Here is a 22,727-nt window from a genome sequence, read left to right on the forward strand (position 1 = left end):
GTTTATAACCACAGGTTCAGCAAACGCGCGCCACGGGCATTGCCGTCGGCAAAATGCTGGCCGTTACTGCTGAGAAAGCTTTGCCCGGCGCTGCCCTGATCCCAGAACTGACCGCGCAGGAACACACTCATGCCGGCGATCGCCTGACTGCTGGGCGGTTGAGCGGTCAGGGTCAAGTGATGCCAGGCCTGGCCTTCGCTCAGTTCCCCGGCCTTGAGGCTGACGGAACCTGGCGTGGACAAGCCCTTGTAGCCGCGCCACGGTTTATCCCAGGTGCCGCGCCCCGTCACGAAGGCCGGAACCGCGACGAACTTCGCGCCCTGATCGTCAAGCTTGCGGTAGGCGTCCGGGTACCAGCTATCGCTGCCGATCAGCACCCCCAGGCGTCCGGCCGGGGTATCGACGACGCCGGGCGTACGCTCGCCATTGGCCGCGATGACGTCATGTTCATCGAACACCGGGTGCATCTGGCGCTGAGGCTGGCCGATCGGCAGACCGTCACGGCCGAACACCACGCTGCTGTTATACAGCGCACCGCCGCCGATTTTCAGCCTGCCCTCGATGATGCTGGGTTCGGGCAACACGATGGAGCCCGCCACCAGGGTCACCTGGAATTCTTTGGCCAGACCACCGAACAGTGCCTGGTAGTCCTTGGCCATGCCTTTGGCTTTCATCCGCAGGTGAGCGTCGTCCAGGCGACTGTCGCCCCTGGCACCGATCAGGGCGCGGATGAACTTCAAGGGGTTGCTCGCCGCCAGCCAATTCATGGCTTCCTTGAGGGTGGTGGCTTGGTACAGCTCATCTTTCTCGCCGCTGACCATCAGCCAGGTGCCGATATGTTCCGGCAGCACGACGATGGTTTTTTCATTCAGCAGGCCCTGGTCCCGGGCCTTCTGCAAATAGGCCGCGAGCTTGCGGTGCAAGCGCTCGGAGCTTTGGTAGTCGGCGGGAAACAGCTCGGGCTGGATGCCCAGCAGGTTGCCGCGATCGGCAGGGGTGCCTTGATCGACGGCGAGATCGATACGCAGGTCCGACAGGTAGTGACCCACCGGACGGTCCGCGGCCCACATCGCGTAGGTCGTCAGGGCGGCAATCAATGCCATGGAGACAGTCAGGTACAGAAGTTTGCGCATGGGAAAACAGTCAACGGCGTGTGCAGGGTTCGCTGACTAGGGTAGGGCCCATGCCGGCGCTTGCCAAGGGGCGCTGCGCATTTGGATCAATAAGTTGTCAGTTACGGTCATTGAGCGACCGGTGGAGTGCTCATAGTCTGTGGCACATGACAGAGGGGTGCCAAAGAGCACCCAGACTTTTTCCGTGATCGCTCGTTGTGGAGTTACCGATGGCCGCCGCTCATTACCCGCACCTGTTGGCCCCGCTGGACCTGGGTTTTACCACGTTGCGCAACCGCACCCTGATGGGCTCGATGCACACCGGTCTTGAGGAGAAGCCCGGCGGTTTCGAGCGCATGGCCGCGTACTTCGCCGAGCGTGCCCGGGGCGGCGTGGGCCTGATGGTCACCGGGGGTATTGGCCCGAACGATGAGGGCGGGGTGTATTCCGGTGCGGCCAAGCTGACCACCGAGGAAGAAGCGCTCAAACACCAGATCGTGACCCGCGCGGTGCACGAGGCGGGCGGCAAGATCTGCATGCAGATCCTGCACGCCGGCCGTTATGCCTATAGCCCGAAACAGGTCGCGCCGAGTGCAATCCAGGCGCCGATCAACCCGTTCAAGCCCAAAGAGCTGGATGAGGAGGGCATCGAGAAGCAGATCAGCGATTTCGTCAGCTGTTCGACCCTGGCGCAAACAGCCGAGTACGACGGCGTCGAGATCATGGGCTCCGAAGGTTATTTCATTAACCAGTTCCTTGCCGCCCACACCAACCACCGCACCGACCGTTGGGGCGGCAGCTACGAAAACCGCATGCGCCTGCCGGTAGAGATCGTGCGTCGGGTGCGCGAAGCGGTCGGCCCGAACTTCATCATTATCTTCCGCCTGTCGATGCTCGACCTGGTGGAAGGCGGCAGCACCTGGGAAGAAATCGTGCAGTTGGCCAAGGCCATCGAGCAGGCGGGTGCGACCATCATCAACACCGGCATCGGCTGGCACGAAGCACGAATCCCGACCATCGCCACCAAGGTGCCGCGCGGTGCGTTCAGCAAAGTCACGGCCAAGCTGCGCGGCTCAGTGAGCATTCCGCTGATCACCACCAACCGCATCAACACCCCGGAGGTCGCCGAGCAGATCCTGGCCGAAGGCGATGCCGACATGGTGTCCATGGCGCGACCCTTCCTCGCCGACCCGGACTTCGTCAACAAGGCCGCCGCCGGCCGTGCCGATGAAATCAACACCTGCATCGGCTGCAACCAGGCGTGCCTCGATCACACCTTCGGCGGCAAGTTGACCAGCTGCCTGGTGAACCCGCGGGCCTGCCATGAGACCGAACTCAATTACCTGCCGGTGCAGCAGATCAAGAAAATCGCCGTGGTCGGTGCCGGCCCCGCCGGACTGTCCGCAGCGACCGTGGCCGCCGAGCGTGGCCATCAGGTGACGCTGTTTGATTCGGCCAGTGAAATCGGTGGCCAGTTCAACATCGCCAAGCGGGTACCGGGCAAGGAAGAGTTCTTCGAAACCCTGCGCTACTTCAATCGCAAGTTGCAGACCACCAACGTCGAGGTGTGCCTGAACACCCGCGTCGATGTGGAGCAACTGGTCGCAGGCGGTTATGACGAGATCATCCTGGCCACCGGCATCGCCCCGCGGACCCCGGCGATTCCGGGCGTGGAGAACGCCAAGGTGCTGAGCTACCTGGACGTGATCCTCGAGCACAAACCGGTGGGCAAGCGTGTCGCGGTGATCGGCGCCGGGGGGATCGGTTTCGACGTGTCGGAGTTTCTGGTTCACCAGGGCGTAGCCACCAGCCAGGACCGTGAAGCGTTCTGGAAGGAGTGGGGCATCGATACGCACCTTGAAGCCCGCGGCGGAGTGGCCGGCATCAAGGCCGCGCCCCATGCCCCGGCCCGTGAGGTGTTCCTGCTGCAACGCAAGAAATCCAAGGTCGGCGACGGTTTGGGCAAGACCACCGGCTGGATTCACCGCACGGGCCTGAAGAACAAGCAGGTGCAAATGCTCAACAGCGTCGAGTATCTGAAGATCGACGACGCAGGTTTGCACATCCGCATCGGCGAAACCGGCGAACCGCAGGTGTTGCCGGTGGACAACATCGTGATCTGCGCCGGGCAGGATCCGTTGCGTGAATTGCACGACGGGCTACTGGCTGGGGGGCAGAGCGTGCATTTGATTGGCGGTGCGGATGTGGCGGCGGAGCTGGATGCGAAGCGGGCGATCAATCAGGGATCGCGGTTGGCTGCGCAGTTGTAATAGGCAGGTTTAACGTGCCAATGGCTTTCGCGAGCAGGCTCGCTCCCACATTGGATCTGTGCCCGGCCACAAATCCCCTCCCACACTGGATCTGTGCCGGTCACAAATCCCCTGTGGGAGCGAGCCTGCTCGCGAAGGCGGCCTATGAGCGACTAGAATGCGGGCTCTTTCCGAGCACAATCAGGCGCCAATGCTTTCTCCTCCTGCCCACTGGCAACCCGAAGCCCCCCTCGAACCGCTTCATCTTGATTGGCTCAGCCGATCAGGCATCGAACTCGCCATCCTGCGCCTCGACCAGACCGACCCGCTGATCAGCGGCAACAAGTGGTTCAAACTCATCGAACACCTCAATGCCGCTGACCTGGCTGGAGCCAAGGGCATCATCAGCCTCGGCGGTGCCCACTCCAATCACCTGCATGCCCTGGCCGCCGCCGGCAAACGCTTCGGTTTTCCCACTGTCGGTCTGCTGCGCGGTCATCCGCAAGACACCCCCACGGTGAAGGACCTGCTGGCATTCGGCATGCAGTTGCACTGGCTGGGCTACGGCGGTTTTCGAGAGCGGCACGCCCCCGGTTTCTGGCAGCCATGGCAGGCACAGTATCCCGATCTGCAGCCAGTGCCCGAAGGTGGCGGCGGTTTGCCGGGCGCCAAGGGCTGCATGCAGCTGAAAACCATGGTCAGCGAGCAGTTGAACGGTCTGGGCTGGAGCGATTACGACGGCTGGTGGCTGGCCTGCGGCACCGGCACGACCCTGGCCGGCCTGGTGTTGGCCGAAGCGGGCGAGCATCCGGTGTACGGCGCATTGGCAGTGCCCGACGATCATGGCGTGGCGCAACAGGTCGAGCACATTGTGCAGGAAGCGGGTTTGGTCGATGCCGCCTATGAACTGTTGGACGCCAGTCGTGGCGGCTTTGCCAAAGTCGATCCGCTGCTACTCGAATTCATCGAACAGACCGAACAGGCCAGTGGCATTCCCCTCGAACCGCTGTACACCGGCAAGGCACTGCTGGCACTCCAGCAGCAAGTCGAAGCCGGAAAATTCACCCGGGGAACGCGCCTGATCTTCATCCATACCGGCGGCTTGCAGGGCCTGCGGGGGGTTCAGTCCACAGACGTAGAGCGCCAAGGCTCAGGGACAGATGACACGGCTACAAAGAAAAGCACCAACGCGGTCAACTGTAGGAGCTGGCTCGTCGGATCGCCGCACCGCAGCGAAGGTCGCTAACGATAACGCGTGTTTACTGGCTAAATGCGGCGCTCTTGAGTCCATCGCGAGCAAGCTTGCTCCTACAGGCAAAGCGGTGAATCAGCTCGTTTGCGGCATTTCACCCTTGGCCAGACGCTGGTTGATGTCGGCGATCACTTCCGGCAAGTCGGTGATGGTGTCGATCATGTAGTGCGGGCGCGAACCTTCGAACATCCCGTGGATACGCTTGCGTTCGCTGGCCAGTTGGTCGCTGCCGAGGGCGCGATAACCTTCGTAGTCCAGGCCCAGCGCGTTGCCCGAGCAGATCAGTGCCACGGTCCACATGCCGGCGCGACGTCCTTCGAGAATGCCCGGCACGGTGTCGTCGATCTTCACGCAGGCCGCGACATCATCGATCCCGAGCGCGATCACATTGGCCAGGGCCTGGGCCGGCCATGGGCGGCCGTTGGGGACTTCGTCGGTGGCGACCACGTGATCGGCCACGTAACCGTTGGTGGCGGCCAGTTCGACCACCTTGTCCATGACCTGCTTCGGGTAGCCCGAGCAAGAGCCGATCTTGATGCCTTGCTGGCGCAGGTTGGCGATGGTGTCCAGCGCGCCGGGAATCAGCGCCGAGTGCTCGGCGATTTTCTCGATCTGCAAGGGCATGAAGCGTTTGTAGATGGCGGTGACGTCATCATCGGTCGGCGTGCGGCCGAACACGGCGCGATAACGTTTGGCCACTTGCGGCTGATCGCACAAGGTACGGATGTGGTCCCATTTGCCCATGCCCATCGGCCCGCGGGCTTCTTCGATGGAAACCTGGACGTCGAACTCGGCGAAGGCCTCGACGAAAATCTGGGTAGGGGCGAAGGAGCCGAAGTCGACCACGGTGCCGGCCCAGTCGAGGATGGCGGCCTGGAGTTTGGTTGGGTTCGTGTAGTTCATAGTGATCAGAATCCTGTAAGAGATAACAGCATTTGGGCGGCTTCTGTGGGAGCGAGCTTGCTCCGGGCGGCGATCCGACGATGAGGGCCTGACATTCAGCACATGTGTCGCCTGACAGTCCGCTATCGCGAGCAAGCTCGCTCCCACAGGGGGGAACGCGGTGTGGTTCAGACCTCGAGTACTTCCATCTCGCGCAGCACTTCAGCCACCGCCGCCACGGCCGCGTGCATCTCGGCCTGGTTGACGTGGCCGATGCAGCCGACGCGGAAGGTGTCGACCTGGGTCAATTTGCCGGGGTAGAGGATGAAACCCTTGGCCTTGACCCGTTCGTAGAATTCCTTGAACTGATAGCGCGGGTCTTTCGGCGCGTGGAAGGTGACGATGATCGGCGCCTGGATCGCTGCGGGCAGGAAGCTGCGCAGACCGAGCGTGGCCATGTCATCGAGCAGCACTTTGCAATTATTGGCGTAGCGCTGATGCCGGGCGGGCAAACCACCTTCTTCGTTGTATTGCAGCAGGGCCTCGTGCAGCGCGGCGACCACGTGGGTCGGCGGGGTGAAACGCCACTGGCCGGTCTTGGTCATGTAGCTGTGCTGGTCGAACAAGTCCATCGCCAGGGAGTGCGAGTTGCCGGCGGCATTGGCCAGGGCTTCCTTGCGAGCGAAGACGAAGCCCATGCCCGGTACGCCTTCCAGGCATTTGCCCGAGGCGGCGATCAGCGCGTCGAACGGCACCAGTTGCGCGTCGATCGGCAGCGCGCCAAAGGAGCTCATGGCGTCGATGATCAGGCGTTTGCCGTGTTGCGCGATGACCTGGGCAATCTCCGGCAGCGGGTTGAGGATGCCGGTGCTGGTTTCGCAATGAATCAGTGCGACGTGAGTGATGGCGGGGTCGGCGCGCAGCAGGCGGTCGACGTCGGCGGCGGTGGTCGGTTCGTCTTCGGCGGTTTCAAAGGTGCTGAAGGAGCGGCCGAGCACTTCGCAGATTTTCGCCAGGCGTTTGCCGTAGGCGCCGTTGATCAGCACCAGGACTTTGCCGTTGCGAGGCACCAGGGTACCGATCGCCGCTTCGACCGCGAAGGTGCCGCTGCCTTGCAGTGGCACGCAGTGGTGGCTGGCGCCGCCGTTGAGGATCGCCAGCAGTTGCTCGCACAGGCTGGCGGTCAGCTGGTTGAAGCGGTCATCCCATGAACCCCAGTCGACCATCATCGCCTGGCGGGTGCGGGCCGAAGTCGTCAACGGGCCGGGGGTGAGCAGGATGGGTTCGGCAGTACTCATTCTCGTGTCCTCGCAATCGATGGGATGAAGCTACGGGGCCTAAATTGCAATTTGCCGAGCTATCAATCAAATTGTTTGTTGTTATGCCAGCCATCAGTGAGGGTTATTCATGAACCTGTTCCAGCTCCGCGCGTTCGATGCGGTCGCCCGCGAGGGCAGCTTCACCCGGGCCGCCGCGCGGCTGTTCATCAGCCAACCGGCGGTCACCGGACACATCAAGGCGCTGGAGGAGCACTACCAGATCACCTTGTTGCGCCGCACCGCGCGACGAGTGGAGTTGACGGAAGAGGGCACCAAACTGGCCGCGATCACCCGGGCCATGTTCGGCTTGGCGGAAGAAGCGCAGGTGATGCTCGAAGCCAACCGGCAGCTGCTCACCGGGCGTTTGGAGGTGGCGGCGGACGGGCCGCACATGGTCATGCCGATGCTGGCCAGCCTGCGCACGCGTTATCCGGGGATCACCGTGAACCTGCGGCTGGGCAATGCCCAGGAAACCCTGGCGGCGTTGCTGTCGGAACATGCCGATGTGGCGGTGCTGACCGAGGTCGAGCCGCGCAAGGGCTTGCATCTGCAGGCCCTGAGCGAATCACGCATCTGCGCGCTGGTGCCAGAAAGTCATCCGTGGGCGCAAAAGCCGAAAGGCGTGCAGATCAAGGAACTGGATCAGGTGATCATGGTGTTGCGTGAGCCGAGTTCGACTACCCGACGCACGTTTGATCAGGCGTGCGCCCTGGCCAAGGTCAACCCGCGGGTGTTGCTGGAGCTGGACAGTCGTGAAGCGGTGACCGAAGCCGTTGCCGCGGAACTGGGGGTGGGCGTGGTGTCATCGGTGGAAGTCAGCCATGACCCGCGGGTGGTGGCGGTGCCGATTATTGGTGAGGGGTTGGTGAATCGGCACATGATGGGGTGCATGGAACGGCGGCGGGAATTGCGCTTGATTCAGGCGTTTTTTGAATTAGCACCAGTCAGATAGACCGCGGCGCGGCCTTCGCGAGCAGGCTCGCTCCCACAGGGATCCAGGGTCGCCGCAGATCTTGTGCACGACGCAAAACCTGTAGGAGCTGGCTTGTCGGATCGCCGCACCGCAGCGAAGGCGGCCTCAAGTCTGACAACGCCCATGAAGACGCCTTCGCCGGCAAGCCGGCTCCTACAGGGGTTGGCGCACAATCCCGCGGTATGCAGGTGATCCCTGTGGGAGCGGGCTTGCTCGCGAAGAGGCCAGACCTGCTTACACCAGACTCTCGCGAACCACCTCCAGAAACGTCGCCACCACCCGCCGCGAACTCTGCTCGCGCAAGCGTGCTGCTGATCGAGGCGGACATTTGCGGGGCGGGCGCCAGTGGCCGCAATGGCGGCTGTGCGCTGTCGTGGTCGGCGAAATATTTCACCCTGGAAGGTTTGTTCGGTGTCGAAGAAGCGGTGCGCCTGGTCAAGGAATCCGAGCGCAGCATCTACGCCATCGGCACGTTCTGCGAGCAGTATGGCGTGGACGCCGTTTACCGCCTCGATGGCACGCTCTACACCGTCACCAACCGTGCCCAATGCGGTTCGACCGACGCGGTGATCGCGGCGCTGGAGCGCAACGGCATCAACTCGTTCACCCAGCGACCGGTGGCGGATGTGCAGCGCATGGCCGGTTCCGGCAAACACCTGGAAGGCTGGTTTTCCCCGGCTGCGGCCAGTGTGCAACCGGGCAAGCTGGTGCGCGGCTTGCGCCGGGTCGCCTTGCAACTGGGGGTGAGAATTCATGAGCACACCGCCATGACCGGGCTGCAGGAGGGCCGCCCGGCGACCATTCAAACCGCCAGCGGCAGCATCCGCGCCGACCGGGTGGTGCTGGCGATGAACGCCTGGATGGCCCGGGCATTCCCACAGTTCGAACGCAGCGTGGCGATTGTTTCCAGCGACATGGCGATTACCGAACCAAGGCCGGACCTGCTCAACGAGATCGGTTTGACCAGCGGGGTCACGGTGCTCGATTCGCGGATTTTCGTGCACTACTACCACAACACGCCGGACGGCCGGATCATGCTCGGCAAGGGCGGCAATACCTTCGCCTATGGCGGGCGGATGCTGCCGGTGTTCGATCAGCCATCGCCCTATGCCGGTCTGTTGAGGCACAGCCTGAGCGAGTTCTTCCCGGCGTTTGCCGAGGTGAAAATCGAGGCAACCTGGAACGGTCCCTCGGATCGCTCGGTGACGGGCTTGCCGTTCTTCGGCCAGATGAGTGCCAGCGGCAATGTGTTCTACGGTTTCGGTTATTCCGGCAGCGGGGTCGGCCCCTGTCATATGGGCGGGCAGATTCTCGCCTCGATGGTCCAGGGGCTGGACAATGCCTGGACCCGTTCGCCGCTGGTCAACGGTCCTTTGGGCTTTTTTCCGCCGGAGCCGATCCGTTACCTCGGCTCACTGCTGGTGCGCAACGCCATCCGCCGCAAGGAGCTCGCCGAGGATCACGGGCGCCGACCCCGGCATCTGGACGTGCGCCTGGCGAAGTTCGCCGCAGCGGCGGGCAAGGCCGACAAGGGCTGAGCATCAGGGCGTGAGGTCCGAGCGATTCACCAGCCAGTCAAGCAGCAAGCGCGTATCGTTGCGAGGGCCGCGGGGGTGGGCAGGTTCAGGCGGGTGAATCTGCCCCAGGCCGACACACAGCACCGGCCGGTCCGGATCGCTGTCGAGAAAACTGATGAACACCTCGCTGCCGGCCTTTGGCAGTCTGCCGGGATCGATCCAGCCGTCCGGCGTTGTCACGGCGAGCGGCAGCCAGAGGCCGACAGACTCATCCGGATCGGCGTGCGGCGCTGGCCACAGCCTGACCTGGATCCGGCCGCGATCGTCCAGCTCGGGCGGTTGCCCGGTCGGGCCCAGTACCCGGGCTGGCTGATAGCCCGGGATGCTCGGCCTGGGCTGTTTCAACGCCGGGCGGAATTCCGTTGACCAGGGAATGGCGCTGAATTGATTGCGATACATCAGGGCACTGCTGTCCCGGGCCGGATTCGAAGGCTGTCGTCCCTGGTGGCGGGTCTCGGTGAGCAGCCATTGATCGTTGAAACAGGAAAGCGGATGCGCGGTCACCTGGACGATCCGCGCGCTGCGCAGGGCACCCTGATTGCTTTGGCCATGGACCTGCTGCTGCAGGCAACGCAGGCGTTGCAATTGTCGGCGGCTGCGTCGGTCCTGCTCGGGATCAGGCCTGGTCATCCTCGGCGAAGTCTTGCCGAAGGCCTGGTTGGCCGCGCCATCGCCGGCATTCGGCGCGCCACGGTTGCTGGCCTCCCTTCGCGGATGCGAGGGCAGGGCGTCATGGCGCTGGAACAACTCACTGATCGCCGGCGGTGTATTGTCCAGCGGGGCGTCCGCCTGGAAAGGCGTCAGCAGCGGCTCCTGGGGGAAACTCAGGCTGTCGTCGGCCAACACCAGCACATGCCCGTCGCGCTGATGTTCGAAGTGATAGTGAATGCCTTCTTCCTCGCACAGGCGCTGCAGCAACGCCAGGTCGCTCTCCTCGTACTGAATGCAAAACGGCCGCGGCGGATAGTGCCCGTTCGCCAGCTCAAAGCGATAGCTGTCAGCGGGCAGGTCATGGTCTTCCAGGAGCTGGTGCAGGATCATCGGCACGCTGAGGTCATGGAAGACCCGGCGGCGGCTGTTGCGGTCCAGTGCCTGCAGGCAGGGCACCAGCACCAGTATGTAACCGACTTGTTGCGCACCGCGGTATTCGCGACTGGCACTGTGCAGTACGCCGTGAAAGCCCTGGCCATGCCCCAGGCAGAGAAACAACGGCTGTTGCAACAACTGGTCGAAGGGCATGGCCGGCGGCAGGCCGATCACCTCGACCTCGAATCGATAGGGCTGGTTGAGGGCTTCATGCCCGCTGAACTGCACCACCTGAAAACTCAAATCGTCCTCGAGCAGCGTCAGGGTGAAGGAGCTTTCCTTGTCGTTGAGCATCGAATGCGCTTCTGCCATGGAATTCAGGCGAAGAGGGTACGCAACCACGGCCCCTTGTAGTCACCGCAAATCGACATTTCAGAAACGCCCTACAACCACCGGTGAAAATGTCGATTCATGACCCGATCGAACGGGTGGAATTTTTGGTCGATTGCCAACTTTAGGCCGTATAAACTTGCGCAAAGCGTCGGCCAATAGATGTCTCGGCGCCACAGATAAGAGAGTGAGTAATGGGCGCACAGTGGAAGGTTAAACACAAAGAAGCGGCATCTAACGCCAAGGGCAAGATCTTCGGCAAACTGGTGAAAGAAATTACCATTGCCGCGCGCAACGGTGCCGATGTGGCGACCAACGCGCACCTGCGGCTGGTGGTCGAGCAGGCGAAAAAGGCTTCGATGCCCCGGGAAACCCTGGAACGTGCGATCAAGAAAGGCTCGGGCCAGCTGGGCGAAACCGTGCAATACCATCGCGTGACCTATGAAGGGTTCGCCCCGCATCAGGTGCCGCTGATCGTTGAATGCGTGACCGACAACATCAACCGCACCGTCGCTGAAATCCGCGTCGCGTTCCGCAAGGGCCAGCTCGGCGCTTCCGGTTCGGTGGCCTGGGACTTCAACCACGTCGGCATGATCGAGGCCTCCCCGCAGACCCCGGACGCCGATCCGGAAATGGCCGCCATCGAAGCCGGCGCCCAGGATTTCGAGCCGGGTGAAGACGGCGCGACCCTGTTCCTGACCGAGCCTGGGGACCTGGACGCGGTACAGAAAGCCCTGCCGGATCACGGCTTCACGGTGTTGTCGGCCAAGCTGGGCTACCAGCCGAAGAACCCGGTCAGCGGCCTGAGCGACGAGCAGATGGCTGAAGTCGAGGCGTTCCTCGAAGGCCTGGATAACCATGATGATGTGCAGGATATGTTTGTCGGGTTGGCGGGCTAAACATCAAAAGATCGCAGCCTGCGGCAGCTCCTACAGGTGTAAACCCTGTAGGAGCGAGCTTGCTCGCGATGGACTCAAGAGCGCCGCGTTATGTAGGAGCGAGCTTGCTCGCGAAAAACTCAAGAGCGCCGCATTTAGCCAGTCGACACGCGTCATCGTTAACGGCCATCGCGAGCAAGCTTGCTCCTACAGGGAGCGGGCTTGCCCGCGATTGACCGCGCAGCGGTCACCCTCTCTTCAATTCCCGCACAATCTCGTCGAACCCAGGCCGCGCCAGCACCTCCGGCTGACAGCAACGCCGCTGCAAATCCCCCAACCGCCCACGCCCCTCATCGCTCAACCCCGAATCGATCCGCTCCAGCAGTTCCCCCAGCAGAATTCCAAACGCCCGCACCTCGATCCGTTGCAATGCGCGGCTTTCAAAGGTGTCCGCGGTGGCATGAAACGACGCCGCACCAAAGTCCCCCAACAGGCAATCACCCTCGTCCCACAAAATATTGTGGCCATAGAGGTCGCCGTGGGTGATGCCCTGGCGGTGCAGATGTTCGGCCGCCAAAGCGATGCCGCTGGCGATCCGCAAGGCCACATCCGCACTGAACCGGGTATCGCTGGCGTAGACGTCCCGGCTGCAGGATTCCAGGCTCGGCAGTCCGGCCAGGTTGCGGTAAACCGGATCGATCAGCGCCATCACCAGCCCGGCCCGCGCGTGCGGATGCCCGACGATCCGCCCTTCGATCCGGATCAGGTTGGGGTTGCAGCCTGCGGTGATGCAGGCGTTCATCTCATGCAACGGCGAGCCATCGCTGGTCATTTCGCCTTTGTAGAGTTTGACCGCGACCTGGGTGGCCGATTGGCCCGGCCGTTCCCAGGTGGCGCGATGAATCACCCCCGAAGCACCTTCGCCCAGTTGCTGCTCCAGGCGCAGTTCCGACCAGGGGATGCTCGCGACCGATTCCAGCGCGGCCGCATCGGCTTCGGTTTCCAGCGGGTTACCGGCGTAGGCCAGCCAGGCCAGGCTCGGCAGGGTCAGCAACCACTCGGGCAGTTCGGTCAGCCGGTTGGCGGCGATGCGGATCAGCTCGAGTCGATGACAATGACGCAGGCTGTCGGGCAAACGCTGCAAGCGATTGCCGGCCAGCATCAGTTTTTGCAGGTGCGGGCGTTCACCCAACTCCGTCGGCAGCTCGCTGAGGTGGTTGTCGGTCAGGATCAGCCACCGCAACAGCGGTGGCAGCGCGGCGCCTGGCACTGTTTCGATGCGATTGGCCTTGAAGCCGACCATGGTCAGCGCCGCGCATTGTCCGAGGCAGGCGGGCAGTTCGGTAAACCGATTGTCCGAGCAGAACAGCACCCGCAAACGGCGGAGGCGGTGCAAGTCGTCCGGCAGCCGGGTCAAGGCGTTGCCACTGAGGTTGAGCACCTCCAGGGTGTCCGCCAGGTCGAAGATTTCCCTGGGAAACTCCGTCAGGCCGCAGGCGAGATCGAGGCGGGTGATGCCCGACAGTTGGCCAGCGCGCAGTTGGGCAAGGGTGTCCATGAACAGATTCGCTATTGATCGAGGGAAGGGCTCGGGGCCCCGGGAATGGGCGACATGATAGCGGCAAAGGCGCGGCGCCTGTCAGGCCGCCTTCGCGAGCAAGCTCGCTCCCACAGGGTGCAGCGTCGTTCACAAATCTGTGTTCCTCAGCCGATCACTGTAGGAACTGTGGGAGAAGTGGTGACTGTCAGGCCGCCATCGCGAGCAAGCTCGCTCCCACAGGGTGCAGCGTCGTTCACATATCTGTGTTCCACGCCGATCACTGTGGGAGCGAGCTTGCTCGCGAAGAGGCCCGCAATCACCCCGAAAAACCCAGATCAGCCCACTCCCTTCACTTCCACCAACTGCCCCAACCGACTCCGCGTCCGCGCCAGGTCAATCGCATCGCCCCCCAGGCTTTCCCGCAACGACCGCTGTCCCAGCAGCACCAGATGCTTGTCCTGATCGTACAAAACATCGACCAGATTGATAAACCGCTGCTGAGCCGCCATCGAACACTCAGCGAGACTGGGCAGTTCATCGATGACCCAGTGATCGAAACGCCGGCACAGCTCCAGGTAATCCATGACCGCCGTGGGGTGGTCGCACAGGTCGGCAAAGGTAAAACCAATGGTTCGCCCTTCACAGTATCGGGCCCGCAGATGCCGTGTGCCGACGGGCAGCGCAAGGGCGGGAGCGTCCGGCTCGGGCAGGTTCAAGGCCCGACGTTGTGCCAGCGTGGCCGGCCAGACGTAATGGCCCTGGGTGAACAGCTGCTGCGCGTGGGTTCTCGCCTGACTTCGGTAGTCGTGAGGGCCGCCGACTTCCATGACCTGCATGCGCGCGTTGATCAGGTCGATCACCGGTTTGAAGCGCGCATGGTACAGCGGGTTGGGCAGCAGGCCCTCGGGTGGGTAATTGGAGGTGATCATCAGCAGGATGCCCCGGCGGAACAGCGCCTTGAACAGCCGCGTAATGAGCATCGCATCACCGATGTCGTGGACGTGGAATTCGTCGAAACACAGCACCCGGCAGTCGAGCAGCAGCTCATCGAGCGTGGCCGCCAGCGCATCGGGCTGATCGCGATGACTGAACATGCCTTGATGCAGCTGCGCAAAGAACTGATGGAAGTGCAGACGCTGTTTTTCCGCGATCGGCAGGGCCTGGAAAAAACCGTCGAGCAGCCAGCTCTTGCCGCGCCCCACAGCGCCATGCAGGTACAGGCCGGGCAGGGTGTGCACCGATGAACCGAGCAGCGTCGTGGCGTGCTGCGCCATGCAGTCGATCACTCGCTGCTGGCTGTGGCTGAGGGTATAGCCCTGGGCATGCGCCTTGTGGTGAAAGTAGTCGTGGATCACGCGACCGGTCGCGGTGCCGCAGGCAGGCGATGCCTTGCCGAAAATGCGGCGCAGCGTAGGCCAGCGCGGCGTGAGTCGCGAACGGTTAGGTGGTCGAACAGCCACTGTGATGGCACCCCGTAATGGTCAGGCCCGCTCCCCCGAGCGGCGGCCTAGTGTAACCAAAGGGCGAACGACCCGACCACTGCGCCATACGCGGACCCTGTAGGCGCTGGCTTGCCAGCGAAAGCGGTGGGTCAGGCAACACTTCTTTCGACTGGAAGGCCGCCTTCGCTGGCAAGCCAGCTCCTACAGTGATGGGGGCTGGCCGTAATTTTTGTGCTCGGCGCAGATCCCTTTGTGGGAGCGAGCCTGCTCGCGAAGGGGCCGGTACATTAAACAAATGGGTTGGCAGACACACCGCTTTCGCCGGCAAGCCGGTCTCGCTCCCACAGTTGATGTGGTGATCAGAACTGCACGGTCTGCTTGAGCATCTGCGCTGCCGGTGTGTCGCTTGGGCTGACCATCGCATAGTTATACCCACCCCCCGACCAATACTCCGCCTGCAACTCGCCATCGCGGCGACTGCCCCTGGGCAGCAGGAAGTTTTTCGGCCCCGGTGGCCTTACGTAAAAACTGATCTTGTGCCCGCCCTGATCCTCATACACCACCATCGCCGCCGGCCCTTGCTCGGTGCTGAGCAAGCGCCCGCTGGCCGGTTTGAAGCCCGCAGCCGAGAGGTCAGGCAAGCGATTGGCCTGGGTGAAATACCGGTCGAGCCAGCCCTGCATATCGCCGTCGTCGCCGGCTTTGTAGTCAGCCGGCAGCAGGCCTTGCTGGGCAATCAGGCGATAGGCTTGCAGGGCATCGGTCATCGGCAGCGAGGCACCGACCAGCGTCATCTGCCGCGCCTGCCAACCGCCGAACCCGCCGACGCTGACCGCGATCAACAACACCGCGGCACTCGCCAGGTGACGACGGGATTGCCGTGTGCGGCGCTGGCGAATCAGCGCCGGGTCGAGGTCCGGGTTGGCCGGCCGCTGCAAGGCGCCGCTCAGGGCTGCGCGCAATTGTTGGGCGTCCTGTTGCCAGGCCCGGACCTGGGCCGCCACTTCAGCATGGCTGGCCAGAAAGGTCTCCACCTGACGTCGCTCGTCATCGCTCAATTGGTGGTCGACATAGGCGTGCAGGTCCCGCTCGCTAGGGGGCATGCTGATCATTTGAGTCTCCGCAGGGAAGGACGGGCGATTTCGCCATCGCTGAGTTGGCGCAAGGCCTGGCGCGCTCGGGACAGGCGCGACATCACGGTACCGACGGGGACGTCGAGGATCTCGGCGACCTCCTTGTAGCTCAAGCCCTCGACCGAGACCCAAAGCAGCAGGGCGCGCTGTTCCGTGTTGAGCCGATCGAAGGCCAGCAGGGTCGATTGCGCGATCACCGTGCGCTCGACCGAGGGCTGCGCATCATCACGCCCGGTAAAGAATTCGAGCATCCGCGCATAACGCCGGGACCGCCGGTGCGCGTCGAGAAACTGCCGATACAGAATCGAAAACAGCCAGGCGCGCAGGTCGCCTTCGGGACGTTTGTCTTCCCAACGCGACAACGCGCGCTCAAGGCACGCCTGCACCAGATCGTCGGCGCTGCTGGGATTGCGCGTCAACGACACAGCAAAACGGCGCAATCTGGGAATGATTTCTCTCAGTTGTTCGTCGATATCGTTCATGAGGTCCGGACAAATCACTACGCTGGGTGGGTATCGGTCTCACGTATTGGCGAGACCGGACACCAGAGAGACGCCCGCCACCCGAGGTTATTCCACCCCTGAAAAAATAAACACCGCGTGCTGGAATAAACCTTCACGGGGTGCGTCTGCTTGATTCTTCTCACTTGTGGCCGATGGCCCAGGAGTCTTTCATGGTAGATCGCTCATCACCGCCAACCCGGCCGCCCTTGAGTGCCGCGAGCCTGACGTTGCGCCTGGCCGGTATTGCCGTGGTGGTCGCCGCAGTGGCCGGGGCCTTTGCCTACGTCAACGGCACCCTCGATCCACAACGTCTGACCCCGAAAAAGCTGATCAATGTGTTGGAGACCAACAACGGCGTGCACCCGGGCTTCCGGCGTAATCATTCCAAAGGCGTGTGCGTGATCGGGCACTTCCAGAGCAGCGGTGAGGCGCGTGCCTACTCCAGCGCTCAGGTGTTCAATGATCCGCGAACCCCGGTGGTCGGACGTTTCGCCTTGCCGGCCGGTAACCCTTATGCGCCGGACAACAGCGTGCCGATTCGCAGCCTGGCATTGCGCTTCAGCCAGGCCAACGGCCAACAGTGGCGCACCGGGATGAACAGCATGCCGGTGTTTCCGGTGGGCACGCCCGAGGCGTTCTATCAATTGCAACAGGCGCAGTCGCCGGACCCGGCCACCGGCAAACCCAATCCTGCCGCCGTGCCGGCGTTCTTCGGTGCGCACCCGGAAGCGGCACCCTTCCTGGCCTGGGTCAAAACCGCCAAGCCCTCCGCCAGCTACGTGACCGAAACCTACAGCGTCAATGCGTTTTACCTGGTGAACGCGGCCGGACAGCGCCAAGCGGTGCGTTGGAGCATGGTGCCGGTGGCTCAGGATGCGCCAGGCGCCACGGCACCGGAGGGCGGCGATTTCCTCGAGAAAGACCTGGTCCAGCGTATGGCCGCAGGGCCGCTGCGCTGGCAGTTGAACATCACCCTGGCCAACCCCGGCGACCCGGTCAACGACGCCAGCAAAGCGTGGCCTGGCGACCGCAAAGTCGTAAACGCCGGCACCCTGGTACTCGACAGCACCCAGGCGCAACTCAATGGCGAATGCCGTGACATCAACTACGACCCGCTGGTATTGCCCGCCGGGATCGAAGGGTCCGACGACCCGCTGCTCGCTGCGCGCTCAGCCGGTTACGCCAAATCCTACCTGCGTCGCACCAGCGAAGTCAGCCAGTTGCCCGCCGCTAAACAGGAGGCGCAACAATGAGCGCTCAACCGAACCATTTCGCGCCACTGGCGCGACTGCTGCACTGGCTGATGGCGCTGATGGTCATTGCCATGCTGTTTATCGGCGCAGGCATGGCCGCCTCGGTGTCCGAACGGCATGAGTGGCTGATCAATCTGCACAAACCCTTGGGCGTGGCCATTCTGTTGCTGGTGATCGTGCGTCTCGTCGTGCGCTTCTCCACTCGACAGCCACCGCTGCCGGCGGACCTGCCGGGCTGGCAAGTGCTGGCGGCCAAAGCCTCGCACTATTTGCTGTACGCCTTGATGCTGATCTTGCCGCTGCTGGGCTGGGCGATGATCTCGGCGGCAGGCGACCCGGTGATGCTCAGCAGCTCGCTGCAATTGCCATCGATCGTACCGGCCAATGCACAGCTGTTTGCATTCCTGCGCAAGGCGCACGGCTACCTGGCCTATCTATTGTTCCTGACCATACTGCTGCACCTGGCCGCAGCGCTGTTCCACGGCTGGGTGCGTCGCGATGAAGTACTGGACAGCATGTTGCGCGGCAAGGACCGCGGCTGATCCCGGCAATTCTGCGGATGTACCCGGTCGGGGTCAGTGTGAAGTCACCTCGATCGGTTGGTCTTTGGTGGCCAGCGTTCGCCACCAATAGATCAGCGCCACGGCGTTGATGCCTGCACCCAACAGACAGACACCAATCCACCCGCCCCAGGCATACATCGCCGTGGAACCGATCGAGCCCAAGGCGCTGCCAATCGAGTAAAACACCATGTAGCCGGCAGTCAGTCGGCTCTGAGCCTCGGGGCGCACGCCATAGATCATGCTCTGACTGGTGACATGCACCGCCTGCAAACCCAGATCCAGGGTAATCACCCCAAGCAGCAAGGCCCATAAAGAGGATTGAGTGAGGGCAATCGGCAGCCATGAGACGAGCATCAGTAACAATGACAAACCGCTGGTCCATTGTCCCAGGCCCCGATCGGCCAGATGCCCGGCACGCGCGGCGGCCAATGCTCCGGCGGCGCCTGCCAGTCCGAACAAGCCGATTTGAGTGTGGGACAACGACAACGGTGCAGCGCTTAACGGCAACACCATGGGCGTCCACAGCACCATGGCACTGGCGAAGGTCAGCAACGCCAGCACCGCCCGTTGACGCAGCACCGGTTCTTCCTTGAACAAGCTGAACACTGAGCCCAGCAACGCGCCGTAGGAACTGGCGGGTTGCGCCTCTTCATGCCTGGGCAGCACGCGAAACAGCAGCAGCGCCATCACCAGCGTCAAACCGGCCGACAACAGATAAATCGACCGCCACCCGGCGAGATCAGCCATGCCGCCGGCCACTGTCCGGGCCAGCAAAATGCCGACCACGATACCGCTGGTGACCGTGCCGACCACACGCCCTCGCTGCGCCGGGATGGCCAATGTCGCGGCATAGGCCACCAGTACTTGTGTCACAACGGCCAACAACCCGGTCAATGTCATCCCGATCAACAGCCAGGTGCTGTTGGGTGCCAGGGCGATCGTCAGCAAGGCCAGCGCCGACAGCAGCGTTTGCGTGACGATCAGGCGCCGACGGTTGAGCAGATCCCCAAGCGGCACCAGCAGCACCAGACCGATGCCATAACCGACCTGGGTGAGGGTGACGATGATGCCGATGCTTGCCGGCTCCATGGCGAACGCCTCGGCCATGGCATCGAGCAGCGGTTGTGCGTAGTAGACATTGCCGACAGCCAGGCCGCAGGCGACGGCAAACAGCAGCACCACCGCGCTGCTCAATGGGTGTTCGGTTTTCATGGCAGGCTCCCTTAACTGGTTTCAAAATGAAACCAGTTGTACGTTAAGGAAACCGGTTTTATATTGCAACTACATTTGTTGTCGGGAGCGCGATCATGGCTAAACGTCCAAGTATGGAAGGCGCCGAATGCCCGGTTGCCCGTTCCGTGGAAGCCATTGGCGATGGCTGGTCGATGCTGATCGTGCGCGATGCCTTCGATGGCATGCGCCGGTTCGGTGAATTCCAGCGCAGCCTGGGCATGGCCAAGAACATTTTGTCGGTGCGTTTGCGCACGCTGGTAGCCCACGGGATTTTCGATCTGGTGCCCGCGTCGGATGGCAGCGCGTATCAGGAATACGTGTTGACGGAGAAGGGCAAGGGCCTGTTCCCGCTGATCATCGGGTTGCGGCAATGGGGCGAGGCGTTTTTCTTCGAGGAGGGGGAGGCGCACTCGCGGCTGGTTGACCGGGAGCACGGTCAGCCGCTGCGGACCCTGGAACCGCGTGCCGAGGATGGGCGCCTGCTCGGGCCTGAGGATTGCGTACGGATTGCGGCCGAATAAACATCAAAAGATCGCAGCCGAATTCCCCTGTAGGAGCTGACGAGTGCAACGAGGCTGCGATCTTTTGATCTTGATCTTGATCCTTAAACCAACGATCAACGCAAGCTATCAACCATATCCGCCACCGTCACCAACACATCCTTACCCAACTGCTTCGACCGCTTGCCCGACCACCCCGTCAACGCATTCGGCGCATCATTGTTGTCCTTGAACGGCATCTCCAACGTCAGCGACAGGCAGTCGAATTTCTCCCCGACGGCGTTACACGCCAACGTCATATTGGCCTTACCCGGCAGATCACGGGTATAGCCGTGCTTAGTCTGAAAATCCTTGGTCAAGTGCTTCAGATGGCTGCGGAAATGCTCTTCAAGTTTCTCGATCCGCGGCGTATACCCCGGATTGCCTTCGCAACCGGCGGTGAACACATACGGGATCTCTTCATCGCCATGAATGTCGAGGAACAGGTCGACCCCGTACTGCTCCATCTGCTGTTGCACAAACAACACCTCCGGGCTCAGTTCCTGGCTGGCGCTCTGCCAGGCGCGGTTCAGGTCCTGGCCCATGGCGTTGGTGCGCAAGTGACCGTGGAAGGCGCCGTCCGGGTTCATGTTTGGCACCAGGTACAGGTCGGCGCTGGCCAGCAATTTCTCCAGAACCGGGTCGTCATGCCGTTCCAGGCGTTCGATCACGCCCTCCATGAACCACTCGGCCATGTGTTCGCCAGGGTGTTGCTGGGCAATGATCCACACCTTGCGCCGGCCTTCGGCGCCCGTGCCTTTACGCAGCAGCTGGATGTCCCGCCCTTCGACGCTCTTGCCGGTGGCCAACAGCTCGGTGCCGGCCTTGGTCAGCGCCTGCTCGATCAGCCAGTCATGGCGACCGCGGCTGTAGGGTTCGAAGTAGGCAAACCAGGCGTGGGTGGCGGTGGTTTCGAGGCTGAAACGCAAGCAGTCGCCCTCGAAGATGGTCGGCACGCGGAACCAGTTGACGTGGTCATAGGACGCCACCGCCTGATAACCCTCCCACGCCTTGTTGTAGGAGGATTTGCTGGCGTTGTTCAGGCGGAACCAGTGCTCCTGGCCGACATGCAGACCGCTGGCCTTGAAGTGAAACCACTGAAAGTGCTGGCTGCGGGTGTCCGGCCGGATGGCCAGCAACGCGTGAAGCGGATTGCTGATATCGAGCACTTCAATGTTGCCGCTGTCGAAGTTGGCGCTGATGTCGAGAGAGGATTTGGCCACGGTCATAATCGATTCCTGAATATGATTTTTATGGCTGGTACTTTACACGCTGGGCAGGGAAAAACCGGGGGAAATTGCGGGCTGAAAGGGGGGGCGTCGTCCTTGACGCCGAGGCAGCTTAGAGACTGTGCAATTGATTCTCAAGTGCTATTTTTGATTAGTTCAGGCCAATGTGGCCGGGCTTCTCTTGCCAACGGATATTCATTTGATATCATCCGCGCCATTCGGATTTTCAGCACCAAAAAGACTTCATTAGCCTGAAGATAAAGCCAGAATAACTGGCAAAAAAAAGACCCGGCAAAAAGCCGGGTCAAAAACCGTGATTAGCCTGATGAGGAGAGTGTCCAGGAGACCGACCTAAGGTCCCTTGGACAATCGACTGATCTCGCGACCAGCTGCATGCAATAATAATCATTCTCGTTTGCAAGTCAAATGATTTTATCTGCACGATTGGAAAATTCTTTCCGGTCCTCCTCGAAAGCCTCCTCGTTTTCAACCGTTCTGAGCACACTCCAGGGACCGGTCCACCAGCGCCCTGGCCATGTCGATCATGTGCACCGTCGAAAAAGCCAGGTGCCGGTTGGTGCCCTGAAGGTTATTGCCTGACTCGTAAGCGGTGGCGGCGGCACAACGCAGCAGGTCCGAGGCATGGATCAGCGCCTCTTCGCTGCTGATATTGCGGTTCACGTCAAAGAAGCGTTCTTCGACCACTTCCTCTGAAACAGCAGGTTTCAAGTAATAGTCCAGCGCTCGCTGTGCGGCCGCAAAGCCTTCGGGCGAGGTGAGGGTGGTGTCGATCGACATGTCTGGCAGGTCATGGCTGGGGATGGTCATGGTGATGGCAAGCTCCGTGATGGGATTCATATCCGTGAAACAATCCTAGTACAAAGTGTATTTGTGACGATAATTTAAATACTACAAGTTGTGTTTTGATGGCTGGAGGCACCCACGTATCGTGCCGCACATGGATAAATGGATTGAATTGGTCAAGGCCAAGATGAGTGAACTCAAAGTCACTCAAGAGATACTCGCCGAGCGCGTCGGGATGTCCCAGGGCGGCATTGGCCATTGGCTGAACAAACGTCGCGAGCCCGGCATCGATGACATGAACCGGGTGCTGCAGGCGCTGGGCCTGGACTTTCTCGAGGTGGCGCTGGTGATCCGCGAGCCGGACGCCTCGCAGGCCGACGGCCAGGACCTGGCGCAAAAATACAACCCGTACTTCCGTTACCCGGTCAGTGGCTGGCGCGCCACCGCAGAGGTGCGCGACGGCGAGCCGGCGGTGTACGGCCAGGCGCGTTACGAACTGTCCGATTACCCGGCCCGGGGCGCGGCGTTCTGGCTGGAGGTGACCGGCGATGCGATGACGGCACCGACGGGCCTCAGCATTGCCGAGGGCATGTTGATCCTGGTGGACCCGGCCGTGGAAGCGCTGCCCGGCAAACTGGTGATCGCCCAGTGGCCGGACAGCGCCGAAGCCACGTTTCGCAAGCTGATCGAAGAGGGCGGGCAGCGTTACCTGGTCCCGCTCAATCCGACGTACCCCAAAGCCCTGTACACCCAGGCCTGCCGAATCATCGGCGTGGTGGTCCAGGCGACGATCAGGTTCTAGCTACATCGGTCCGCGCCAGGCGCAGGAC

The 22,727-nt window shown here is 62.2% G+C and carries 19 protein-coding genes and 1 pseudogene; 9 read left to right on the top strand and 11 right to left on the bottom strand.

Annotation, left to right across the window (positions count from 1 at the left end):
• Window positions 1-2 precede the first annotated feature (2 nt).
• Window positions 3-1,133: a carbon-nitrogen hydrolase family protein gene (locus ACA067_RS08355; protein WP_497461347.1), complete on the bottom strand. Its 1,131-nt coding sequence runs from the start codon at window positions 1,131-1,133 to the stop codon at window positions 3-5.
• 209 nt (window positions 1,134-1,342) lie between these two features.
• Between ACA067_RS08355 and ACA067_RS08360 the strand changes: the two genes are divergently transcribed.
• Both ACA067_RS08360 and ACA067_RS08365 read left to right on the top strand, forming a co-directional pair.
• On the top strand, window positions 1,343-3,382 hold the full coding sequence (locus ACA067_RS08360; protein WP_497461348.1) for a 2,4-dienoyl-CoA reductase FMN-binding domain-containing protein: 2,040 nt from the start codon (window positions 1,343-1,345) through the stop codon (window positions 3,380-3,382).
• 190 nt (window positions 3,383-3,572) lie between these two features.
• A complete protein-coding gene (locus tag ACA067_RS08365; protein WP_497462747.1) occupies window positions 3,573-4,607 on the top strand; it encodes a 1-aminocyclopropane-1-carboxylate deaminase/D-cysteine desulfhydrase in 1,035 nt (344 codons plus the stop codon).
• A gap of 81 nt (window positions 4,608-4,688) precedes the next feature.
• On the opposite strand, the gene phnX is transcribed toward ACA067_RS08365, so the two are convergent.
• Both phnX and ACA067_RS08375 read right to left on the bottom strand, forming a co-directional pair.
• Window positions 4,689-5,516 carry a phosphonoacetaldehyde hydrolase gene (phnX, locus tag ACA067_RS08370; RefSeq protein ID WP_497461349.1) on the bottom strand — a complete coding sequence of 276 codons (828 nt, stop codon included), beginning with the start codon at window positions 5,514-5,516 and terminating at the stop codon, window positions 4,689-4,691.
• Between the two features lie 167 nt (window positions 5,517-5,683).
• Window positions 5,684-6,793 carry a 2-aminoethylphosphonate--pyruvate transaminase gene (locus ACA067_RS08375; RefSeq protein WP_497461350.1) on the bottom strand — a complete coding sequence of 370 codons (1,110 nt, stop codon included), beginning with the start codon at window positions 6,791-6,793 and terminating at the stop codon, window positions 5,684-5,686.
• Between the two features lie 109 nt (window positions 6,794-6,902).
• Here ACA067_RS08375 and ACA067_RS08380 point away from each other — a divergent pair, with 109 nt between their 5' ends.
• Together ACA067_RS08380 and ACA067_RS08385 are read left to right on the top strand one after the other, a co-directional pair.
• Complete coding sequence (locus ACA067_RS08380) at window positions 6,903-7,766, top strand: LysR substrate-binding domain-containing protein (protein ID WP_497461351.1); 864 nt, start codon at window positions 6,903-6,905, stop codon at window positions 7,764-7,766.
• A 326-nt stretch (window positions 7,767-8,092) separates the two neighbouring features.
• Window positions 8,093-9,325 (top strand): annotated as a pseudogene (locus ACA067_RS08385) (FAD-dependent oxidoreductase); the annotation flags it as partial.
• Between the two features lie 3 nt (window positions 9,326-9,328).
• Here the strand turns inward: ACA067_RS08385 and ACA067_RS08390 are convergent.
• Window positions 9,329-10,744 carry a type VI secretion system Vgr family protein gene (locus ACA067_RS08390; RefSeq protein WP_497462748.1) on the bottom strand — a complete coding sequence of 472 codons (1,416 nt, stop codon included), beginning with the start codon at window positions 10,742-10,744 and terminating at the stop codon, window positions 9,329-9,331.
• A 230-nt stretch (window positions 10,745-10,974) separates the two neighbouring features.
• On the opposite strand from ACA067_RS08390, the gene ACA067_RS08395 reads away from it, so the two are divergent.
• The gene (locus ACA067_RS08395) at window positions 10,975-11,679 is read left to right on the top strand and encodes a YebC/PmpR family DNA-binding transcriptional regulator (RefSeq protein ID WP_497461352.1); all 705 of its coding nucleotides are present in this window, start codon (window positions 10,975-10,977) and stop codon (window positions 11,677-11,679) included.
• A gap of 226 nt (window positions 11,680-11,905) precedes the next feature.
• On the opposite strand, the gene ACA067_RS08400 is transcribed toward ACA067_RS08395, so the two are convergent.
• From ACA067_RS08400 to ACA067_RS08415, 4 genes are all read right to left on the bottom strand, one after another.
• Entirely contained in the window at window positions 11,906-13,216 is a 1,311-nt protein-coding gene (locus ACA067_RS08400; protein ID WP_497461353.1) for a leucine-rich repeat-containing protein kinase family protein, read from the bottom strand.
• A gap of 317 nt (window positions 13,217-13,533) precedes the next feature.
• Window positions 13,534-14,658 carry a cell division protein ZapE gene (gene zapE / locus ACA067_RS08405; protein ID WP_497461354.1) on the bottom strand — a complete coding sequence of 375 codons (1,125 nt, stop codon included), beginning with the start codon at window positions 14,656-14,658 and terminating at the stop codon, window positions 13,534-13,536.
• A gap of 341 nt (window positions 14,659-14,999) precedes the next feature.
• Window positions 15,000-15,752, bottom strand: coding sequence for an anti-sigma factor family protein (locus ACA067_RS08410; protein WP_497461355.1), 753 nt, complete (start codon window positions 15,750-15,752; stop codon window positions 15,000-15,002).
• Window positions 15,749-16,255: an RNA polymerase sigma factor gene (locus ACA067_RS08415; protein WP_497461356.1), complete on the bottom strand. Its 507-nt coding sequence runs from the start codon at window positions 16,253-16,255 to the stop codon at window positions 15,749-15,751. Before ACA067_RS08415 ends, ACA067_RS08410 begins: the two co-directional genes overlap by 4 nt.
• A 191-nt stretch (window positions 16,256-16,446) precedes the next feature.
• On the opposite strand from ACA067_RS08415, the gene ACA067_RS08420 reads away from it, so the two are divergent.
• A complete protein-coding gene (locus ACA067_RS08420; RefSeq protein ID WP_497461357.1) occupies window positions 16,447-17,529 on the top strand; it encodes a catalase family peroxidase in 1,083 nt (360 codons plus the stop codon).
• Complete coding sequence (locus tag ACA067_RS08425) at window positions 17,526-18,071, top strand: cytochrome b (RefSeq protein WP_497461358.1); 546 nt, start codon at window positions 17,526-17,528, stop codon at window positions 18,069-18,071. Before ACA067_RS08420 ends, ACA067_RS08425 begins: the two co-directional genes overlap by 4 nt.
• A 33-nt stretch (window positions 18,072-18,104) precedes the next feature.
• Here ACA067_RS08425 and ACA067_RS08430 read toward each other — a convergent pair whose 3' ends face one another.
• Window positions 18,105-19,304, bottom strand: coding sequence for an MFS transporter (locus ACA067_RS08430; protein WP_497461359.1), 1,200 nt, complete (start codon window positions 19,302-19,304; stop codon window positions 18,105-18,107).
• 95 nt (window positions 19,305-19,399) lie between these two features.
• Here ACA067_RS08430 and ACA067_RS08435 point away from each other — a divergent pair, with 95 nt between their 5' ends.
• Window positions 19,400-19,846, top strand: coding sequence for a winged helix-turn-helix transcriptional regulator (locus tag ACA067_RS08435; RefSeq protein ID WP_497461360.1), 447 nt, complete (start codon window positions 19,400-19,402; stop codon window positions 19,844-19,846).
• A 95-nt stretch (window positions 19,847-19,941) separates the two neighbouring features.
• Here ACA067_RS08435 and ACA067_RS08440 read toward each other — a convergent pair whose 3' ends face one another.
• The gene (locus ACA067_RS08440; RefSeq protein WP_497461361.1) at window positions 19,942-21,093 is read right to left on the bottom strand and encodes a M14 family metallopeptidase; all 1,152 of its coding nucleotides are present in this window, start codon (window positions 21,091-21,093) and stop codon (window positions 19,942-19,944) included.
• Window positions 21,094-21,579: 486 nt separating this feature from the next.
• On the bottom strand, window positions 21,580-21,921 hold the full coding sequence (locus tag ACA067_RS08445; protein WP_497462749.1) for a DUF6124 family protein: 342 nt from the start codon (window positions 21,919-21,921) through the stop codon (window positions 21,580-21,582).
• Window positions 21,922-22,051: 130 nt separating this feature from the next.
• Between ACA067_RS08445 and ACA067_RS08450 the strand changes: the two genes are divergently transcribed.
• On the top strand, window positions 22,052-22,699 hold the full coding sequence (locus ACA067_RS08450; RefSeq protein WP_497461362.1) for a LexA family protein: 648 nt from the start codon (window positions 22,052-22,054) through the stop codon (window positions 22,697-22,699).
• Window positions 22,700-22,727: the final 28 nt, after the last annotated feature.

It is taken from the genome of Pseudomonas sp. LBUM1674, assembly GCF_059695635.1.

What these genes read in the sequence shown, in the direction of transcription:
- ACA067_RS08355 (WP_497461347.1), bottom strand. Translation starts at nt 1,133, where the DNA reads ATGCGCAAACTTCTGTACCTGACTGTCTCCATGGCATTGATTGCCGCC.
- ACA067_RS08360 (WP_497461348.1), top strand. Translation starts at nt 1,343, where the DNA reads ATGGCCGCCGCTCATTACCCGCACCTGTTGGCCCCGCTGGACCTGGGT.
- ACA067_RS08365 (WP_497462747.1), top strand. Translation starts at nt 3,573, where the DNA reads ATGCTTTCTCCTCCTGCCCACTGGCAACCCGAAGCCCCCCTCGAACCG.
- phnX (WP_497461349.1), bottom strand. Translation starts at nt 5,516, where the DNA reads ATGAACTACACGAACCCAACCAAACTCCAGGCCGCCATCCTCGACTGG.
- ACA067_RS08375 (WP_497461350.1), bottom strand. Translation starts at nt 6,793, where the DNA reads ATGAGTACTGCCGAACCCATCCTGCTCACCCCCGGCCCGTTGACGACT.
- ACA067_RS08380 (WP_497461351.1), top strand. Translation starts at nt 6,903, where the DNA reads ATGAACCTGTTCCAGCTCCGCGCGTTCGATGCGGTCGCCCGCGAGGGC.
- ACA067_RS08390 (WP_497462748.1), bottom strand. Translation starts at nt 10,744, where the DNA reads ATGCTCAACGACAAGGAAAGCTCCTTCACCCTGACGCTGCTCGAGGAC.
- ACA067_RS08395 (WP_497461352.1), top strand. Translation starts at nt 10,975, where the DNA reads ATGGGCGCACAGTGGAAGGTTAAACACAAAGAAGCGGCATCTAACGCC.
- ACA067_RS08400 (WP_497461353.1), bottom strand. Translation starts at nt 13,216, where the DNA reads ATGGACACCCTTGCCCAACTGCGCGCTGGCCAACTGTCGGGCATCACC.
- ACA067_RS08410 (WP_497461355.1), bottom strand. Translation starts at nt 15,752, where the DNA reads ATGATCAGCATGCCCCCTAGCGAGCGGGACCTGCACGCCTATGTCGAC.
- ACA067_RS08415 (WP_497461356.1), bottom strand. Translation starts at nt 16,255, where the DNA reads ATGAACGATATCGACGAACAACTGAGAGAAATCATTCCCAGATTGCGC.
- ACA067_RS08420 (WP_497461357.1), top strand. Translation starts at nt 16,447, where the DNA reads ATGGTAGATCGCTCATCACCGCCAACCCGGCCGCCCTTGAGTGCCGCG.
- ACA067_RS08425 (WP_497461358.1), top strand. Translation starts at nt 17,526, where the DNA reads ATGAGCGCTCAACCGAACCATTTCGCGCCACTGGCGCGACTGCTGCAC.
- ACA067_RS08430 (WP_497461359.1), bottom strand. Translation starts at nt 19,304, where the DNA reads ATGAAAACCGAACACCCATTGAGCAGCGCGGTGGTGCTGCTGTTTGCC.
- ACA067_RS08435 (WP_497461360.1), top strand. Translation starts at nt 19,400, where the DNA reads ATGGCTAAACGTCCAAGTATGGAAGGCGCCGAATGCCCGGTTGCCCGT.
- ACA067_RS08440 (WP_497461361.1), bottom strand. Translation starts at nt 21,093, where the DNA reads ATGACCGTGGCCAAATCCTCTCTCGACATCAGCGCCAACTTCGACAGC.
- ACA067_RS08445 (WP_497462749.1), bottom strand. Translation starts at nt 21,921, where the DNA reads ATGACCATCCCCAGCCATGACCTGCCAGACATGTCGATCGACACCACC.
- ACA067_RS08450 (WP_497461362.1), top strand. Translation starts at nt 22,052, where the DNA reads ATGGATAAATGGATTGAATTGGTCAAGGCCAAGATGAGTGAACTCAAA.